The organism is Paraburkholderia bengalensis (assembly GCF_037126505.1).
In the GTDB taxonomy this organism is placed as follows: Bacteria; Pseudomonadota; Gammaproteobacteria; order Burkholderiales; family Burkholderiaceae; genus Paraburkholderia; species Paraburkholderia bengalensis.
The window spans coordinates 151,867-169,793 of record NZ_JACFYJ010000003.1 but is presented as its reverse complement, the minus strand read 5'-3'; the positions used below and the strand labels follow the sequence as shown (position 1 = coordinate 169,793).

The window sequence follows — 17,927 nt, the reverse complement described above, 5'->3', positions numbered from 1 at the left end:
TTGTTATCAATTGCCTCATCGGAGAGGCGCAACGCCGTCGGCACAGTGCTGCCTAGCAGCCGCGAGACGACAGCCCATCCACGCCGTGCACGCAATCCACCTGGCTTTCACGGGCGAACGGCAACCATTCAGACGCCAGAATCTATCGTCGCAACCGAGAGTATATACTCTTTTGAGACTTTTTTGGCGTGGACTAATTTAGCGTGGCCTCGAATGCTATCTAGCAAATTAGGCGCATGTCGGCGACGCTTGCGCCAACATGTCCAACAAAAACAAACTAATCCCAGGGCTCCTGGGCCAATTCGTGCGCGCGCGTCGCTCAGCCTTAGGGCTCTCCCAGGATTCCCTGTCCCGGATCTCGGGTGTATCTCGTCGGGTAATAACCCGGCTTGAGCGCGAAACGGACGATCCGTCACTGATCGCAGACCCCCGGTTGCCGACGCTCGACCAACTGGCTAGAGCCCTTCTACTGGATGTGCCGCAACTGGTCTCTGGCAATGTCGCCTCGAATATCGCGTATTGCGGCCAAGAATCACAGATACGAGTGGCGGGGAACTTTGCGCGCCTTAGAAAGGAATTCGGTTTCAGCCAAGAACGATTATCGGAAGCCTCTGGCCGCTTCCGAACGTATGTACATCGCATCGAAGTTCTGGCGTTTACCCCGTGCCTATCTGACGTTGAAAGTATCGCGAATCAGATGAAGAGCACGGCTGTCGATGTTTTAGCCCCTATTTCTGACAGAGAATACCGGCTTCGGCTAGCACGGCGAGATCGCGCTGCTGCGCCAGGCAACCTACATTTCACCAGCTCAGGCAGCTTTGTGTCTTGGCCTCCCGAGCAGCTAGACATGGCTTCCTCGGCCGATCAAAGGCCAAATGCACTTGATGAGTAGCAGTGACCTTCAGCGCCGATACAGTTCAAGAAGGCGGGCAAAGCGATGAAGCGATGTGAAAGGCACCAATTTTTGCGGAGTATCTGGAGTTAGTGCCCCGATCGTTTACTCGTAACTGCATTCCGGCAATTCTGCGTTTTTGCGGCCGCGCACAGCTATCCGGCTACGCCGCTTAGATAGTGTCAGCAGCATGGCCGGTGTCCTGTATCAACAAACTCGCGCTCTCGATCCGTTCTCGCGGTACATGACATCATGGCGACATCGACAGTGTTCAGAGCGCAACGGCATTCGCAATGCTTATAACCAATCCAACAATGGGAGGCTTCGTCGAACGAGCAATGGCTCGGCCGCCGAAAAAGAGACGCCGCAAGCCTTATCGAAGTCGACATAAGGTCGGCCGCCGTCGCAATCAGCTGAACCAACAAGTCGGAATTTTAATTGAAAAAATGACCGCCAAGTGAGACAGCGGCTACATGTCTATGTTTTTGCCAATCGGCGAAGTACGCCCCGATAGCTGTGTATAAAGTAATCGACTGGGCGCTCGCTCGCATAGAACATCCGCGAGTCGATTCCATTTTCTTCTGTTAGTTGGCAAGCTTCACGAATATCTTTTAACAGCTGTCGCGCGACGACCGCTCCGTCACGTGGCCATCCGATCCGGATGACTCGCCGCTTGGATTCTTTGATGGTCTTGAAGAACCAGAAGCCATCCGTAACTTGTTCGACGGCAATAACGTCGATCTTGTTTCCATCCAGATTTTCGAGCAAGAATCCATATCGTTGAAGAATCGTACGCAACTCGCGAAAAGTCAGCAGTCGTTCATTCCGCTCCACTCTACGGACGCGCTTGCGCAGCCACGTAGAAATCTTCTCAATCTCTTCGTCAGACTTGTCCTTGACTCCGCCACGATCGGTTGCGAATCGATGCGCAGCGATATCTCTCATTAGATTGTAAAGATCGTCTTGCGTGACTTTTGTATCGAATGTGCGATCGTTCTTGTCCAGATGGCACAACATCGAAACCAAAGCCGTGCGCTTATTGCCATTGTGAAAGGGGTGATTGCAACAAATTCCATAAGCCAAGGTAGCGGCGTTCGATTCAATGCTACTGTACTTTAAAGACCCCGAAAATCCGGCGTGTTGGCGTCCGACAGCCGAATGCAAAAGACCATCGCTCTTAACACCCACGGGACTTATCGCATCTTCCGTATTTGCCATATCCGCCGCTAGCTGCTCGTGAATCGAGATAACATCACTGTAGTCAATAAAGCGAATAGTGTCAGAAACCCTGGTGTTCGAGCGGCGCATTTTTTTATAGAAGGGCCTGTGAGCTGAACCTCAATATAGTATAGAAATACTCGACCATACTTGCAACAGATATGTTCTACCTATTCTGTTTCATAACTATGTTGATCCGTATTGTCGCAGCCGGCAATTCTTTGGTCCACTAGTCTCGTCGTCAACCTCGTTCTCCTGGATGACATATCTTTGGTCTACGCGACAGGACTGCCTCGACGGACACGCTCCTTGACGCTTCAGCGTCGAAATTGGGCGCTAAAATTCCGAGCCCGAACACCCCCTTCAGTTCTGTGTTTGACCTGGGCTGTCAGGCGGGAGGGAGCTCGCCTATGGCCTTGCGCGCTCAAGTACGGATTCGTCAACTTCCGGCTGTGGAAGCTCTCCTCGCTATGGCACGGACGTCTCCAGAAGATGGTAGCGGTTGATAGCGCTGGTAACGACAATTCGCTGATCAAGCTTGAGCTTGAGCTTGGGCCTCGAGAATGACCGCCTGAACGCCGGTTTCGACAAAGTATGTGACCGCCGCCGCGTTCGACGAACGCGTTAAAGTTTTTCTAAACCCGGTCGATATCTGGAAGATAGGCGTAATACACATGTTTGCAGATCAGGCGACAGGCGTTATCGACAAGTTGCGAGATGAAAATCGGCACCAAGACTCAAGGCGCGATGCGCGCCTTTCGGCAAATTTTTTTTTGCCAAAACCTTAGCGCAGGCTGTTCTCGCAATCGGCATGGGCGTCGCTGCTACGCTGCTGCTTCCTCATCTCTTGGGCGAAGATTTTGCCACACGCAAGGCCGCACGGCTTTACGCTCCCGCCGCCGGTGAAGCATATGGCTCAGGCAATCGCGACGCTATCACGGTTGCATTGATTGATGATGCAACTCTCGAAGACGCACACGAAAACTGGCCACCTAACTATGGCTACTACGCCCGAGTGCTTCGTGGTCTCGCAGTGTACAAGCCAAAAGCAATCTTTTTCGATATCGCGTTTCGAGACCTTCGCGAAAATGACAGGAGCATATTCGCTCTTCTCAACGAAATTTGTGCACTGAAGCGTGCCGGCATTCCTGTCTACCTTGCCAGCCAGCCAACGGCCGACGGCGCGCTGACGACCATCGCGCCAGTGCAAGCCCTGGAGGGCCGATGCCTCACGCAGGTTGGTGTCACCTACACCGCCGATGAAATAGATCACATCGTATGGGAATACCCGCTTGCATCATACGTCGGCAAGAAGGAAATACGCAGCGCTGCAATGACTCTGTATGAAGACGTGACCGGCGAGCGTCTGCCAGATCCCGCCGCCCGGATGGCCCTGACCTGGGGGTTACATCCCGCACAGGATGCTTTGACGTGGATCGCCGCGAGTGAGCCCACGCGCCCGGACGGCGCGTCCGACGCCGACCAAGAAGCCGGGTCCGACCAGTACTGTCGGAAAGATCACGGATGGATGGAGCTTGCTCCTCCCGGTATTCATCGTGCGAAGTTTGCAGACGCCGAGAAGCCGGTTTGCGTCTTCCATCACACGGTATATGTATATGAGTTGAAAACTGACCCGACAATCGGGTCAAAAATCAACCACAAAATTGTCCTGTTGGGCACTGCTCGACGCTTTGGCGGCGATTACATCAATTCGCCGATCAGTGGGCGTATTCCGGGTGTGTATCTCCACGCCATGGCGCTCGACAACCTCCTGACTTACGGGGCTAACTACAAGCGAGTGACCTCTCTCTCGCTGACCTCTGACACAGACAACCTGAAGTTGCTGCTGCTCACCGTTTCGAGTCTGGTTGCAGTCTCACTGATCCGGGTCGTGAAGAACCGGGTACGACGCCGGAGAGCCCGGCACAAAGAGATTCCGCGTAGGTATCGTTCTTACCCCTCCCAGGTTCATCTGCTCGCCACTGCGCCGACGAGGGAGACCGAAATACAGCCAGTGTTGATGGTGTGGCCTCAAGCCGTTGACGAAGACGACGTCTCCTGGCGGCACGTGCTCGGGTGGTTGGCGCACAGGGCTATCGATGCAGTCCGCTGGTGCGCAAAATCAACGCTCAATCTCCTGCTGTCCGTCGTGCTTGTACTGGGCGTGCTGATCGTTGGGCAGCATTTTCTCAACGTTGGCTTTCTGACGGTCGTCGACGTCGCTGCTTTCGCCTTGGCCGCTGAGTGGCTCGAATGGAACGAACAGCTTCTCGAATGGCTTACCCACTCCGAAACCGAAAGGAATGAAGAATGAGTCCTCTAGCAAAAACGGCAAAATCCGTAACCGCTCTCCTTCTCTCGTGCGCGGCAGTTGCCATGCCAGCCTTCGCTGCATCAACGGCTCTGGACACTATATCTGTCGTCAGCGTCAAACAGGATCCTCTGCTGGTGTATTCCAGCCCGAGCGATGATGCATCCACGAAGTCTGTGCCGGTCAGTGGGTTGCCCTGGAAAATCAAGGAGTCGAAGAATGACTTCTACCTTGTGAACATTGCAGGGAAAGACTACTGGGTTGACTCCATGATGGTGCATGCCAATCGAACCGTTTCTGCATCGTGTTTGCGCCAGCCGGCAGGTACGTCCATCGCGGCCGACCTGGGTGCGTCAACGGACCGTTGCAAATGATCCGATCAGAGTACAAGGCGCTCGGCGCCACACTTCTGGCTGTGGTGCTGACGTCCTGTGCAGGTTTGCCCGCGCCCGAGACCCTTTCTTCCGCGATGGGTGGGCCACAGAAAGCAGTGATGAAAGCGGCCGGCGATATTCCGCCGGCACCAGAGCATACGTGGCCGGATATCAATCAAGACCTGAATGACCGTCGTGCTGACGGGTTCGGGCTTGTTCCAATGCCAGACATGGAGAGATATCTCAACGGGCTGCTTCAGAAAATCAAGACGGTCACGGGCACGACAGATTGGCCCGGGTCCGTGCACATTACCGCCGAAACGTCTCTCAAGGCCAGTTCCAGTCCAGCTGGCAACATCTACCTGTCCATTGGATGGCTGCAATCAGCAGAATCCGAAGATGAAATCTTTGGCCTGTTGGCTCACGAATATGGCCACATTTATTTGAACCACTACGCTGTCTACGACGTTAAGAATGCAGGCGACTCAAGCGCACTCCTTGCTGGTGTCACGTGGTCGATTGTTAACCGCAACATCACCGACCACGGATGGAATGGTCTCGACAAGATAGCGGTCGTTCAGACCATCGGTTCAACGGTTTTCATCCCTGCGTGGCAACGTCACATTGAAGAACAGGCCGATCTCTTCGGAGCGACCGTCAGTCTGCGCTGCAACTACTCGTACATTCACGGGTTTAAGGCTTTTCTCGAGCGCATCGATACTTACGATCGACAGGCGAAGGATCGCGATAAAAAGCTTCTTGAAGCGCAGAATGAGGCAATCCACGTTCAGATAAGAAAGCAGACGCTCGCATCTGTCGCAAAATCACCACCACCGCCTGTCGTCGCGTCAGACGCGGCCGCCCCCCTTCAGGCACTTGCAGGCATCAACGACGCACTCCGTCAGCTCAACGACGCGCTGATCGAAGGCCAGATCAGCTTGAAGGAGAAATCCTTCGACGCCACGCAAGCCATCGACGGCGCCCTCGTGGCTGGTAGTGCCGCAATCCGGGACACGCACCCAGAGGGCGCTGCCCGCGAAGATGATCTCAGCAAAGAGGTTGCTTCGCTTCTGCCGGCCAAACGGCCTGCGCCACGCATCAAACCTTGGGAAGCTGCCAGAAACCAGCCCCAGACTAAATTGATTCTCGCTCATTACGCACTTATTCCGCAGATCGAGATGTTACAGGCGCAGCGCCGGTATCCGGAGGCACTAAAGCTCGCACAACAGGCCGCATCTGGGCCGACACTTAATGATGGCATGCCAGATTTCTATCTGGGCAACCTTCTAGTGCTCGCCCGCGCCTCCGGCAAACCGACGACGACTCAGATTTTTATGCGCAATCTCAGTTCTCGGGAGCGCTCCTGGAAACTTCAACTGGCACTCGCACACCTCATGCTCGGGGAGAACCGCGATCAGGCTCAAAACTATCTGCAGCAACAGTTCGCCTACTTCGGCGAGGCGCCGGCAACCTGGCCTGACGTAATTGCCTTCTATCGGGACAGCGGCGACATCAAGCGAAGCAAAGACATGGCTAACATTTGCGCGATCAAAATGCCAAGCTATCGCCCGTCCTGTCTGGCCATGAGCCAGACGCCTGCAGAACTCGCCGAGCAGAAAGCGAAAATCGACGCGCACACGAAGATGGTTGTAGACAACGCCTCAAAACGCTGGTTCAAGCAATAGTGCCCAGCCGTTGTTGCTTTTCAGGTGTGGCTCGCTCGCCTGTAAGCTATCATTGTTGGTCCCTTTCCCGGACGCCCTCGCGAACGCGGAATTGTATACGTGATTCGAATGCCGGCTGGTCGAAATAGAGCACTTGCGTGGGGGGAAGCTGTGATATGTGCCCGATTGGCAACGTTTCGTAAAATCTCTGCACAACACGCATTGAGCGGGACGACGTCGATCCGTCCAGAGGGTCGATGTATTTTACCCTCAGCTCTCCGGAGCCTGCTTCACGGCTCATCCCGATCAACACTCGTGCGTGCGGGCCTGGAGAGATGTCCGTCATGCCAATCAGAATCATGGGTCCGCAAACGATCTTCTCTTCCCACCACTCCAGACTGAGAGATGCGAGCGGCGCCGTCGCCATGGCGAGTCTGGCTGCCATTTCCGGAATCATGTCGACTGGTAGACCAACGCCATCGTGGTAGAGCCTACGGTATTCGCCACCCAGCCAGTTTGCAGTAGATTCCAACGTAGTGGGACGCACGCCGAGCCACGACAGAACCATAGTAGCCGCAGCGAGCCAGCAAAAATCCGCGTCAGGTGGCTGCCTGGCAGAGACGATTTCGAGACCCCAGTCTGCCGGTAAATCACCGGCATCGTCGAAAAATGACTTCGCCATTACCGGCACCGGCGCGAACGCAGATATCGACGTCAGTATCGTGCCTAGTCCGAGAAAACGACGACGTTTATGCATAACTCCAAGCCCCGACTTCACGTGATTTCTCCAAGCGTCCGCCAACTATCGCCTGGGCGCACGCAGCTTGTGCAACATGGGTAGTGAAACTTTTCACTCCTCCTTGCGCTAGTTGCGAGCCTATGACAACGCTGAGAAGTCTCTGCATATTCACGCGCGCACCTGGCTGCAACCGCAGCTTTCATTGTAACTATGGGCTTCTTACCCTATACGGGCGCTTACATGCTGTATCGCGGGAAAACGGTACATAGCGGCGTATGATGCGGACGCCACGCTCAGCGATGTACCGGCCTACTCTGCCGTTGGCTCGCTGGCGTTTTCCGGGTATATGCCGATCATGCGAAGCATATCACTGACGAGTTCAACCTTGGCCAGCATGCGCGTGACCGGTCCAAGCGGAAGGACGTCAGGTTTTCGTCTCCCCGTGGCTTTGCGGATAGCGTCCCCCGCCGCGCAGAATGCCATTGCCTCGAGATGACGAAGATCATTAACTAGTTTTCGATTTCGTTACGACATCCCACGATATAGATAACGGTCGCTTCATGAAATTCTTGACCTCAAACCCGTCTCCCAGATGCAGATTCGGGACTAAGCGCTACGCGAACGGTTTATTGATCATCGAAATTGCCTCAAGCGACTGCGCACGCCCCTCGAACATCTGTTGTAGCGACTGAAGTGACCTAGCAACCCCCACAAGACTGGCCCCATCCCAAATGCCGATGGAAATTACAACGACTACGATGATCAGGATTAGGAGGCGAGTTCTGGTGCTTACTTCCTGCATGAGAAACCTACAAGCGCGCTACGCTGCAAATCCGCGCTACATACTCGGCACGCCGCCGACCATGCAATTAATCTCATCGACGGACTCACTTCATAGGTCGGTGTCGCTCAACTCATTAACGCAGCTCGGTGAGCCTTTTCGGGAGCACTCTGGCGAAGCGGTCCATCCTGGCGTGCTCAAAGACATCGATGCATCCCTTACTCGCTTGCATTGCTCTTCACACCAGCATTGCAAGTGGCCACGGATTTGCGGATACCTACCTTCCCAGACAGTCGGCGTGTTGGCGTTGCGACCAGCGATTCTGACTGTGGTTTGGTGCGCCATTTTTCTTCTTCGCGATACTGGAGCGACCGCGACGTCGGAGCCCAAAGCAAACACAATGTCGAGGCGGACGCATGGTCTACGTTGAACATAGCCCTCAACGCTTCGAGTTGCCACCGTTTACGATTCCTAGATGCAGATCGATCTAGTTCTTCGTCGAATCGACTTCGGTTCGCACGTATAAAATTCGCTCGAAATCTGCCCAGTCGTACCGAAGATCTGCGCAGTCAGGTATTAAGCAACTGCCGGTGAAATTGAATCGACGATGCGTGCCAGCGCTAGCGCCTTCTCAGATGGGAAATCAATCGACGGAGGCATGAATCGCTCACAGCTAGGCAGCAGTTTGATACTGGCCACCCTAGCGACGTCGACATCCCTCAACCGAGGCGCCGCAACACTCGCAGTCACGCCGACATCCGTCATCGAGAATGTTCGCATGCTTACTACCAATGCTGATGCGTCAATATCGATCGGACTTGTAGTCGCCTCAGTGTCGCTCCGGGTCCGCCACACAACTAGACGCGATTGATCAGCAAATCTCTGGATCTCTTCGAGAGGCTTATGTGGTGAAAGCGCGGAAAGGACCTTAGACAGCGTCAAGCAGCACGGCCGGCGCATTGACTCAGGTTTTTTGCTACCAGGCGGCGGCTGTTGCCTCATGTAATTTGCTACCCGTCAGAATGCTGGCGGGAGCGACTTATGACGAGGCGGCTCAGCATGACAACACGACGGGAATTGACTGAGGCAGTTGGTGAGCGGTACCGCCGTTCTGACCGGGACGAGAAACGCCAGATTCTGGACGAATTCATTGAATTGACGGGTTATCACCGCAAGCACGCGATCCGCGTGCTGTGCCGGGAGCCCCAGCCATCAGGTAAGAAGCCCGGACCTCAGCGACGCTATGACGACGAGGTGCGTGCCGCGCTGATCACGCTGTGGGAGACTGCCGACCGGATCTGCGGCAAGCGGCGGAAAGCGCTCATCCCGACGCTGCTCGATTCGATGACACGGTATGGTCACCTGACGCTATCAAAGGACGTGCGCCAGCGGCTCAAGCAGATCAGCGCTGCCACCATTGACCGGCTGCTGCGTGACATACGCGAGCAGGCATTCAGCGGCCAACGACGGCGCGCTGGGGGAATCGGCAATGCGATTCGCCGTGCGGTCCCGATCCGCACCTTCACTGACTGGAATGATCCTCTGCCCGGTTATCTCGAGATCGATTTCGTTGAGCACTGCGGGGGCACCAAGATTGACGGCGACTTCGTACACAGCTTGGTCATGACGGATATCGCGACAGGCTGGACCGAATGTCTGACCATGCCATTTCGAAGCGGTGCGTTTGTCGTCGAGCACATCAAGCGGGTCAGTCATGCATTACCGTTTCCACTGCGCGGTCTCGACTGCGACAACGATTCCGCTTTCATGAACGAAACCGTATTTGACTTCTGCAGGGCAACGGGTATCGAGCTGACGCGATCTCGTGCTTACAAGAAAAACGATCAGGCGTGGGTCGAGCAGAAGAATGGCGCCATCGTGCGCCGCCTCGTTGGCTATGGCAGGTTGCAAGGCCTCGAAGACACGGAAACACTTGCCTCGCTTTACCAGGTGTCGCGGCTCTATATCAACTTCTTCCAGCCATCATTCAAGCTGAAATCGAAGACACGTCACGGCGCGAAGGTGACGAAGCGCTATGAAGCACCCCTGACGCCCTTGGAGCGCGTCCTGCGCGCTGCCTCGATACCAGAGGCAACGAAACGCAGTCTGCGTGCGCGGTTTCGTGCGCTCGATCCTGTGGACTTGCTGCGTCAAATGCGCGAAGCGCAGCAGCGCGTTGCCCAATGCAGCGCTACCGGCGGTGTACCGACGGAGACCAGGACAGGGATCGACGTTCCAATCGCGGACTTCCTGGCGAGCCTCGGGACAGCGTGGCAGGCCGGTGAAGTCCGGCCGACGCATCACCGAAGAGCGCGAATCCCGCATGACTGGCGCACTCGCGAAGATCCGTTCGAACATACGTGGCCGAAAATACAGCAATGGCTCGAAACCGAGCCTGGCATCACGGCGAAGAAGCTACACGAGCGTCTCACCGCGATGGCTCCCGCCATGTATTCCACCGCCCAGTTGCGCACCCTCCAGCGGCGCGTGAAGGCATGGCGATCGAACCGCGCCAGAGAACTGGTGACCCGGATACTCGGTGACTCCGACGCGATGAAGGCTGGCGCCGCTACGCAGCGCCAGCCTTCATCGCAAAACAATCGGACAGTGACAATTCCCCGGGGGTAACATCATCCCGTGAGGCAACACGCCGGTCAAGTTAATTGTCGCCGCCCAGGACCTCTATCTCACGCTGGTATTAATATCTCTGACGTTCATCGGGCGGCAGTTCGCACGGAAACACAGGAAATGCTGACTGCCGGCCAGAAAATACGTCTGTCTAGCTACGTCTGATACAATCTCCGTCGTTGCATATACTTTATAAAGCTTAACGGATAGTTGCTTAGGTATCAGTCTGCCATGTCTTTTCGTAAGAGCAATGCTGCAAACAGCCGTTGTATCGTCAGTTGCCGATACTTCCTGTGAAAGTTGCTTTGCAATCGCTTTGTCTTCTGTCATTAATGAAATCTCCCGGAAATCATGAAATCCGCGTTGTCGGGCGCGCGGCTTATCCATTGACGGAAGGCTCCATCTGAGCCCGAACATCTTTCGCGCGTATCCTCACATCCCCCTTATTCGGCACTCGTTCCGCAGTATGGCGTGCATTGCGTCGCCTCGTTTGAGTTACCAAAGGTCTGCCGGCCATATAGAGTGCAAATCCAATCCTGGAATAGTTGGAAATAGGACAAAACCTTCACATATCTCACTCGAAGCGACGCGTAACGAGTCGCTCGGCAAATGCACAAGCGGCACGCCGATCTGCACACCAGTACCATGCCCAAGCAGCGACACGCGATCGTGTTGTTGCATCTGGCGCAAAACGCTGTGAAACAAGATAGCGAACGAACCAAGGAGAAGCGCACGAAGGGGTAACCGCTGTAGCCATTGGTCTTGTGAGCGCACAAGAAAACTCGATTTCACCCTTGCTTCTGCTGGATTGGTCCACCCAAACACAGTAGACGGGCAAAGTTCGAAACAGGCCCGAAAGAGCGCAAGGGCGATTTGGCGCGCTGTTCTCCCCTCGACTGATAGGTATCCAGTCTCCATGATCGATCGCATATCACGAGCTGCCTGTGCGCCATTCATACCATCAAATACCCAACTGTGCAATTTCCTTAGCGTTGCAACGTAGACCGCAGGAAAATGATGCTGTAGATTCGAGTTTCGCCCCCTCGGCGCGTCCACAGGGTATTGACTCGAGGTCATCTGTATCTTCCAATGCAATGCAGTAACCTGTGTGCCAGGCATACGTGGTCGAAGCGCGATTGGGCCTGGGGCAATCTTCTGTGCTGCGCAGCAGAGGAATGTACCCGGCTCGCACCACGACCATGCGCGGAGATCGTTCTGAATGACGATCTGCTCAATCAGCTTCAGGCTCAGGTTGTCTTGCGAAAACCATCTCTGCAGTGGCCTGAACACGTTCAGCCAACACTGGTTCGCACGAAGGACCTCGTGCTGTGCTAGAGAAAATGCCTCACCGACCAATGACGATCCGCAACGCGTGCAGAAAAATGCACCTGCAACACCATTTACAGCATCTCCGTATCTACCCACTGTATCTCTACACGTCGGGCAGGTCGTCATCAAGGCGCTGTGGTGTATCGGACAAGTACCGATCCCGAGGAACTGATGCCAGAAACTGTGATATCCCATGCGCGCGCACACGGGACAATACCGAAAACGTTCACAGAACATCCACTTCAGAAGTGCGGGAGACACTCCCAACGCCTGCTGCTCCTCCCTTGGAAGATCCCAGTTCAAGAGTTTCTTCAGCTTGGCCGCATCGAGTTTGACCCCATTTGGGAATCGGCTTGTCGAGGCGCCCCAGTAGTAGCCGATGGTCTTCTTCAGGGCACTTCGGCCACTGACTGCGTTGCAATACGCAAACCGACCCGCCACCGACGCAGTAGACTCATAGGGCAAGGGTCGATATTCACGACCTGCCCACAATTCGCCTGCTTGCCCGCTTTCCCACGGCTGTTCGGTTTCGCATTCAATGGTGTCTGGATTATCCATTCCTACGCCTCGGGTCCGGTATAGCCGTTGTGAACACCATCGCTCATTTTTTCATCCATGCGATCGACAAAACAGCTGGCTTCCAGAGCCTCGACCCACAATTTTTCGTCCAGACCTGCAGGTGCTGACCTGCTATCATCGAAAGCCTTCGCCTTTGTGAGGAACCTACGGATGCAGGCGAAAAGCGCTTTCGCAGAAAACCCCGCTTTCGCCCATCCATCATATTTGTCCAGCATCCTGAACAGGGTTTCGGCCTCGTTCTCAAAGAGATAGCCCTTCTTGACCGCTTGAGGAAGGAAATGAGCTGTCCATGATTTTTGGGATCGATCACGCAATGTATCGATCGCTTTGAACAGCGTTCCCAGTTCGTCACGCGTACCGATGCTCGTGAAACCCAGATCGCGTTCGATAATTGAACTTTCAAGGCTGGGATGTTGTGCGACTGCCGACCTCCGGCTGCGAGAGGCGGCCTCCCGCTTTAGCCGCTCATCAAGAGCGGGGAGGTCCGAGTAGAAGGTGCCAGCGACGAAGTTGACCGAAAGATGATTCGCAACCAGTTCGTGCCGAATATCGTAGAGAACAGCGATATCCCAGTCGTGCATATAATGTACGTTGTCGAGAAAAAATATCGCTGTACGTAGCTCGGAAGTACGCGTACGAACAACGATATGACGCAGTAAGCGTGTTCGTATATCAGCTGTACGCCCATGTACAACCCCGACACCGCAGGAATTCGCGAACGCGGATATGCTATCTCGGTCTCCGCTGTCAGTAGAGGCACCAAAGTTGTGACGAAACGTGACGATACCCGGAATCCTGGTCGGCAATGTCCGTTCACAATAATTGATAGCCATACTGACACCGTCGTTATGGTTGCCGCATATGTAGCTACCCGACAGGCCACTCAGTGCTGATTGCTCGACTGCACTGAAAATGCGTGAAACAGGTGGAGTGAGGATCGGCTCTGTCTGCGCAATCAACGGATGTAGCAACTGATTGCGACGGGCCACGACAGCCGGATGCAGCCGCTGGGGCGTCGCACTAATCCGATGGATAACGGCGCTGAAGGGCGACTGTACAGCAGCACCCGGGCGCTCCGCCTTGTTCGCGCTGCCCGAAATGTCGGACACTGGATTCGGCTCGGCGCTCGGAGCTTGCTGGTTTAAGGCATGATTTGCTGACATTTCACATTTCTCCTGTTCAGAAGTGTGTGGACTGCCTGTTAGCTCAAGTCCAGGCAACCTGGACTTGACCTGTTATTGCCGGTTCAATACCTCGTGCGGGCCCGTAATCAGCGATACAGACAAGCATTTTTCGGCAAGATCGTGACGGATTCGCTGCAGAAACAAACACTCAAATTCGGTCATGTGTCTCGTGTTCTGAAGCACGAACACTGCCGCCTTCAGTGAGGAGCAACCTGCCCGGTCCACGATGTGAGATACGAGCCGGTCCTTCATCGCGTTGATCGACTCCCTACAGAGCTCGATTTCGCACGAGCTTGCAAAATCAAGTATTCGATCGTCTGCAGCGATCGGGCTGGTCTCATATGTGTGGTAAAAAATCGCAGCTGTGCCTCGCCTTCTGGACATCGACTTGACCGTGCTTCGAGGGACGGCTTGCTGCCCGCATCTTCCGCTGTGCTCGCCATTTGACTTGATGTTTCCCAGAACCGCGAGATATTCCTCCACGGACCATACCGCCGATATATCCGGCCACAAAGCGCGAGAAGTTTGATAGATCGACCCGACCGCATCAGCCTCATGGCGACGCCTTTCGTGCAAAAAGCGCTCACCAGTCCGGTCCTTCGCGGCCACTACCCCATCCCGACTAATCAGGGATTCGCTGTCCGGCAGTGGGAGAAGACGCGAGCTGGTTCGATTTCGTCTAAACAATTGCGCAGACACAACGCTTGTTTTTCGCATATTTCTCTCAAAACGCTTCATTTCGAACTCCTAATTGAATTGCCAAAAGAATGACGACAAACATCTGACCTACGTCTTTCCATCTGACGACGTCGTGATCCATGACCGACGTCGATGATCCCGCTCAGTCATTACCAGTAACTCTGTCCTTTGTCGCGCTCTTGCGTCGGTGCGAGGGGCAAATCCGATACATCATCGGAAAGGAGCACCGTTTTACGGACTGGAACGCTCTTCGAGTCCTGTATTTTGACAGGCTCCGGATCCCCTCCGGCCGGATACAGCTCTTTGATTCGTCCAGCCTGTTCCTGCTGCTGCTTCAACGCCACGATATCCAGGGCCGTCCTTGAAGTCGCCTCTCCGGATGCGACGGTATGCCCCAGATCTTCCAGATACTTGTCCATCGCGCCGTCCGCCCGCTCGTCCTCCCGGCGCTCTTTCACATACCTGCCCAGCCGGGATCGCATGCGGAATGGGACGGGAGAGCGTCGCCAGAATGCCTCCGGTTTGAGATAGCCAAGGAATTCATTCGTCTCCTTGACGATCCCAAGGGCAATGTTTGCATTCGGTCTGTACATTGCAACGAATACCTTCTTCTTGTTAAGATCGAAACGATTCTCGTGGCCAACAAGGGTGTAACGACAATAGGCGAGATTGAGGAAGGGCGCCGTTCCAGTCTTGGGTGAACAGTAGATAGTTGCGATCTCAACGTGCGCCAATACCGTCCAGTCATCGTGATGTGTTCGAGGCAAGGGACGCGCGAATACCCCCGATCCACGGTCATCAAGCTGGGTCCTGATGATGTGCTCAAGTGTCTGTCCATGTGTTGGTTTTCCCGTGTAGCCACTGTTGTGCTCCCTGATGAAGGCACCTAGCGCCTGAACCATGTCTTCCACGCGAATATCGAACCCGAGCGCGTGTTTGACTGGCTTATCCCGTAGCGGATCCCCAGGCCCTCTTCCCATACTTGACGGAAGGCGATGCCCTGTACGAGCTTCAAAATGCCTGTTGAAACGCTCGATCTTGGACCGGATCCACCACGCATAGACAGGACCAAGCTGGAACATACAACCAGTCACATCCATCGTGTTCGAAATCGAGTCCTTGCACATCATCGCGAAAGCGTTGTCCGTCTTCAGAACTGCAAAGGCGTTGTTCCGCAGGTCCTTCCACTTCTCCGGCCCCGTGATTAGTCCACTTATCACACATGGCTCGTTCGGGGACAGCGACATCTTTACATCTACCTCGAGCTCCGCATCATACGGTTTCAGTGCTGATGCAACAGTTTCGAGAAATGAGTCAGCCGACGGCACGTGTTCAAATACGAAAACAAATCCTTGAATTGCGCCCGGATTCTCGTCAATCATGATCCCGACGCTGAATCTTTTGACGACCAGCTTCTGGATGCAGCCGTTCGGGTCTTTGACGAGAATCGTTGTGATGCCGTCCCACGTATGGAAGTCAAGCTGACGAACGGACAACATCGGCATGCCCTCGAATATATTCAACCCGGAGCGTTCCTTGTCGTAGTTCCGTGCCGCTTGATTTCCGTGACGCGCTCTGAGAACCTCCTTGGTGTTCGTTACGATCAAACGATGACAATAGCGGCGGATTGCTTCATAACCCGGCACTTCGCGTGTCGGGATTCCTAGTGCACGCAGCGCGTCTCGCACTCTCGTTGCAATTACGCTGATGGCCACTTTGGGTTCGAGCTTGTATCGCCCTCGCCTCAAATAACTATCCTCGACCAACACCTGTACTTCTGGAAACCGCTCGAAGATTCTCGTCAGCTTCCATCCACCACGAACCGGCTTGCTCTCCTCATACGCGTCGAGTTCGGTTGTCTCATCAGCGTCGACATCAGAGTTCCTGTCTCCTTCGCCTTTGTCGCTACCTCCCACTTCGGCTTTCTTCTTGCTCCTTCGCGTGGCGCGGCTTTCTTCTCCGGGCACATGCTGAAATCTGTAGTACGGCAGCGCCACATTAAAACCATGGATGTCGCCGGTTTCTGGGTTGTACTCCAAAGCCCGAGTCGTAAGGCGCGACAGATTCGAAGGCGAGAGCCCTGTTTCCTTACATGCGACCTTAAGCGATGCGCCTCGCATGCGAAGGGTAATCGCCGTTTCAATAGCGAAATATCGTTCGGTTGGTTCGGGGATGACAACAGGGCGTGGCCACAGCGATGTGTCCGCGTTGCCTGGGTTGATCGCCTTGATTTTTCCCATATCTTGTTAAGTGTACTAAATAAATAAGGTGACATTTTGAGAGCTCCATGATTGTGTCTGTGCGCCAGGGTACCGATGCACAAACAACAGGTTGTACGTGCGAACCGGATTTAGACTGAATCAGGTCTGGGACCGCACTTGGAATATCAGTTTATACCGCATGCCGAATGCGGACTATGCAAGAGCCAGTTATCGCAGATCAGCTCGTTTTCACCAGACGGATCCCACCGGTCCATTCGAGCGGAGTTGTCAGGGCGAAAGGCTTCTGGTTCAACACATCACCGCGTCCAACGATTTTGACTTCTCCTGTCCGGATCATACGTGCGAGGACGCCTTGCACCTTTCCTACGTCTAGATCGGGAAGCTCTTGCAACTCCAGAAGGCAGGTTTTGGGGTGGTCTTTGCAATATCGGCGTATCGCCGATTCTTCCGGATAGAAATTAAAGCGACCGGTGGGCGCCGCATGCGACATACTGTTGAGTAGCGCGGAGTTCCAAAATCGCTGTTTTCGCGCCCGGAAACTGTCGGCATTGAAAATCTCGAACTCTGCCCCTTTCTCCTTCGCCAGCCTCTTGATTCTCAAGACGCGTGGCTTCGAGGGTTCGAGATTGTCATCGTCCGCACATGCCTGCATGACAACCCGGCCATCTTTGTAGTGTTTGATGAGCGGGAACAGCGATCCGTACGCCAGATCGTCTTCCTCTGTCGACAGCGTGTCCTCGTCAACCACCCCAAAGCCATGCTTGTCCACGTCGGACTCCCACTCAGCAATGATTGCTGCAACTAGTGGCAGTTGTCCCAGTACGGCAACTCGTCCGTGTTCAAAATCAGCATAGGTCAGGGTCCGCATGCCTCGCCCCGGCGATCTGGCGGCCGCCACAGAGACCCTGCGAGTCGTGCGGACAGAAAGCGGATTGTGTAGTTGCCTTGCGAAGGCATCGGCCTCAAGTCGTCTGACAAACTCCATCGCCTTGAATTCGTCGACGGGGGCCTCGCCGTTAATGTCACGCACACTCACAGCTTTCCTCCGTCAACCAGGACAAGATCAAGTGTGGTGACGTCCATTCCACCGCCTCCCATCCAAGTCGCCGAGATGACTCGTCCGTCTTCGCATCGGTGCAAGGCCCACTTCATCCCGGGGTAGGAATGTTCCGCAGCGGACCGGATTTCGATCTCGTCTCCGCGCGAGTGCCGGTCGCTGGTCATCGGCACCAGGTGCACCCACAGGAGAGAATTTGCGTCCGTTACGGGAACCGGCCTGCGCAAACCAAAATACCTCAAGGGTCGTT

At 54.8% G+C, this 17,927-nt stretch carries 13 protein-coding genes; 5 read left to right on the top strand and 8 right to left on the bottom strand.

Going from position 1 to position 17,927, the window contains the following annotated elements:
- Positions 1–259: 259 nt before the first annotated feature.
- On the top strand, positions 260–892 hold the full coding sequence (locus tag H3V53_RS43540; RefSeq protein ID WP_419539407.1) for a helix-turn-helix domain-containing protein: 633 nt from the start codon (positions 260–262) through the stop codon (positions 890–892).
- Positions 893–1,369: 477 nt separating this feature from the next.
- Here H3V53_RS43540 and H3V53_RS03450 read toward each other — a convergent pair whose 3' ends face one another.
- On the bottom strand, positions 1,370–2,200 hold the full coding sequence (locus tag H3V53_RS03450) for a type II toxin-antitoxin system death-on-curing family toxin (RefSeq protein WP_336596723.1): 831 nt from the start codon (positions 2,198–2,200) through the stop codon (positions 1,370–1,372).
- A 721-nt stretch (positions 2,201–2,921) separates the two neighbouring features.
- Here H3V53_RS03450 and H3V53_RS03445 point away from each other — a divergent pair.
- Genes H3V53_RS03445 through H3V53_RS03435 form a run of 3 tightly spaced genes read left to right on the top strand, consistent with a single transcriptional unit; the run spans position 2,922 to position 6,480 of the window.
- Complete coding sequence (locus tag H3V53_RS03445; protein WP_336596722.1) at positions 2,922–4,424, top strand: CHASE2 domain-containing protein; 1,503 nt, start codon at positions 2,922–2,924, stop codon at positions 4,422–4,424.
- Positions 4,421–4,795, top strand: a complete 375-nt coding sequence (locus tag H3V53_RS03440; RefSeq protein ID WP_336596721.1) for a hypothetical protein — start codon at positions 4,421–4,423, stop codon at positions 4,793–4,795. The genes H3V53_RS03445 and H3V53_RS03440 overlap by 4 nt, the downstream gene beginning before the upstream one ends.
- A complete protein-coding gene (locus tag H3V53_RS03435; RefSeq protein WP_336596720.1) occupies positions 4,792–6,480 on the top strand; it encodes a M48 family metalloprotease in 1,689 nt (562 codons plus the stop codon). The genes H3V53_RS03440 and H3V53_RS03435 overlap by 4 nt, the downstream gene beginning before the upstream one ends.
- A 49-nt stretch (positions 6,481–6,529) precedes the next feature.
- Here H3V53_RS03435 and H3V53_RS03430 read toward each other — a convergent pair whose 3' ends face one another.
- Positions 6,530–7,237, bottom strand: a complete 708-nt coding sequence (locus H3V53_RS03430; RefSeq protein WP_336596719.1) for a papain-like cysteine protease family protein — start codon at positions 7,235–7,237, stop codon at positions 6,530–6,532.
- Between the two features lie 1,801 nt (positions 7,238–9,038).
- On the opposite strand from H3V53_RS03430, the gene H3V53_RS03425 reads away from it, so the two are divergent.
- A complete protein-coding gene (locus tag H3V53_RS03425) occupies positions 9,039–10,607 on the top strand; it encodes an integrase catalytic domain-containing protein (RefSeq protein WP_336596718.1) in 1,569 nt (522 codons plus the stop codon).
- 54 nt (positions 10,608–10,661) lie between these two features.
- Here H3V53_RS03425 and H3V53_RS03420 read toward each other — a convergent pair whose 3' ends face one another.
- The 6 genes from H3V53_RS03420 to H3V53_RS03395 all read right to left on the bottom strand — a co-directional run bounded on the left by H3V53_RS03420 (position 10,662) and on the right by H3V53_RS03395 (position 17,656).
- Complete coding sequence (locus H3V53_RS03420; RefSeq protein ID WP_336596717.1) at positions 10,662–10,994, bottom strand: hypothetical protein; 333 nt, start codon at positions 10,992–10,994, stop codon at positions 10,662–10,664.
- 108 nt (positions 10,995–11,102) lie between these two features.
- Positions 11,103–12,494 carry a TniQ family protein gene (locus tag H3V53_RS03415; protein WP_336596716.1) on the bottom strand — a complete coding sequence of 464 codons (1,392 nt, stop codon included), beginning with the start codon at positions 12,492–12,494 and terminating at the stop codon, positions 11,103–11,105.
- A 2-nt stretch (positions 12,495–12,496) separates the two neighbouring features.
- Positions 12,497–13,678 (bottom strand): hypothetical protein, encoded by a 1,182-nt coding sequence (locus H3V53_RS03410; RefSeq protein ID WP_336596715.1) that lies wholly within the window; start codon positions 13,676–13,678, stop codon positions 12,497–12,499.
- Between the two features lie 72 nt (positions 13,679–13,750).
- Entirely contained in the window at positions 13,751–14,437 is a 687-nt protein-coding gene (locus H3V53_RS03405) for a hypothetical protein (protein WP_336596714.1), read from the bottom strand.
- A gap of 110 nt (positions 14,438–14,547) precedes the next feature.
- Positions 14,548–16,638, bottom strand: coding sequence for a hypothetical protein (locus tag H3V53_RS03400; protein WP_336596713.1), 2,091 nt, complete (start codon positions 16,636–16,638; stop codon positions 14,548–14,550).
- 199 nt (positions 16,639–16,837) lie between these two features.
- Positions 16,838–17,656: a hypothetical protein gene (locus H3V53_RS03395; RefSeq protein ID WP_336596712.1), complete on the bottom strand. Its 819-nt coding sequence runs from the start codon at positions 17,654–17,656 to the stop codon at positions 16,838–16,840.
- Positions 17,657–17,927 lie beyond the last annotated feature (271 nt).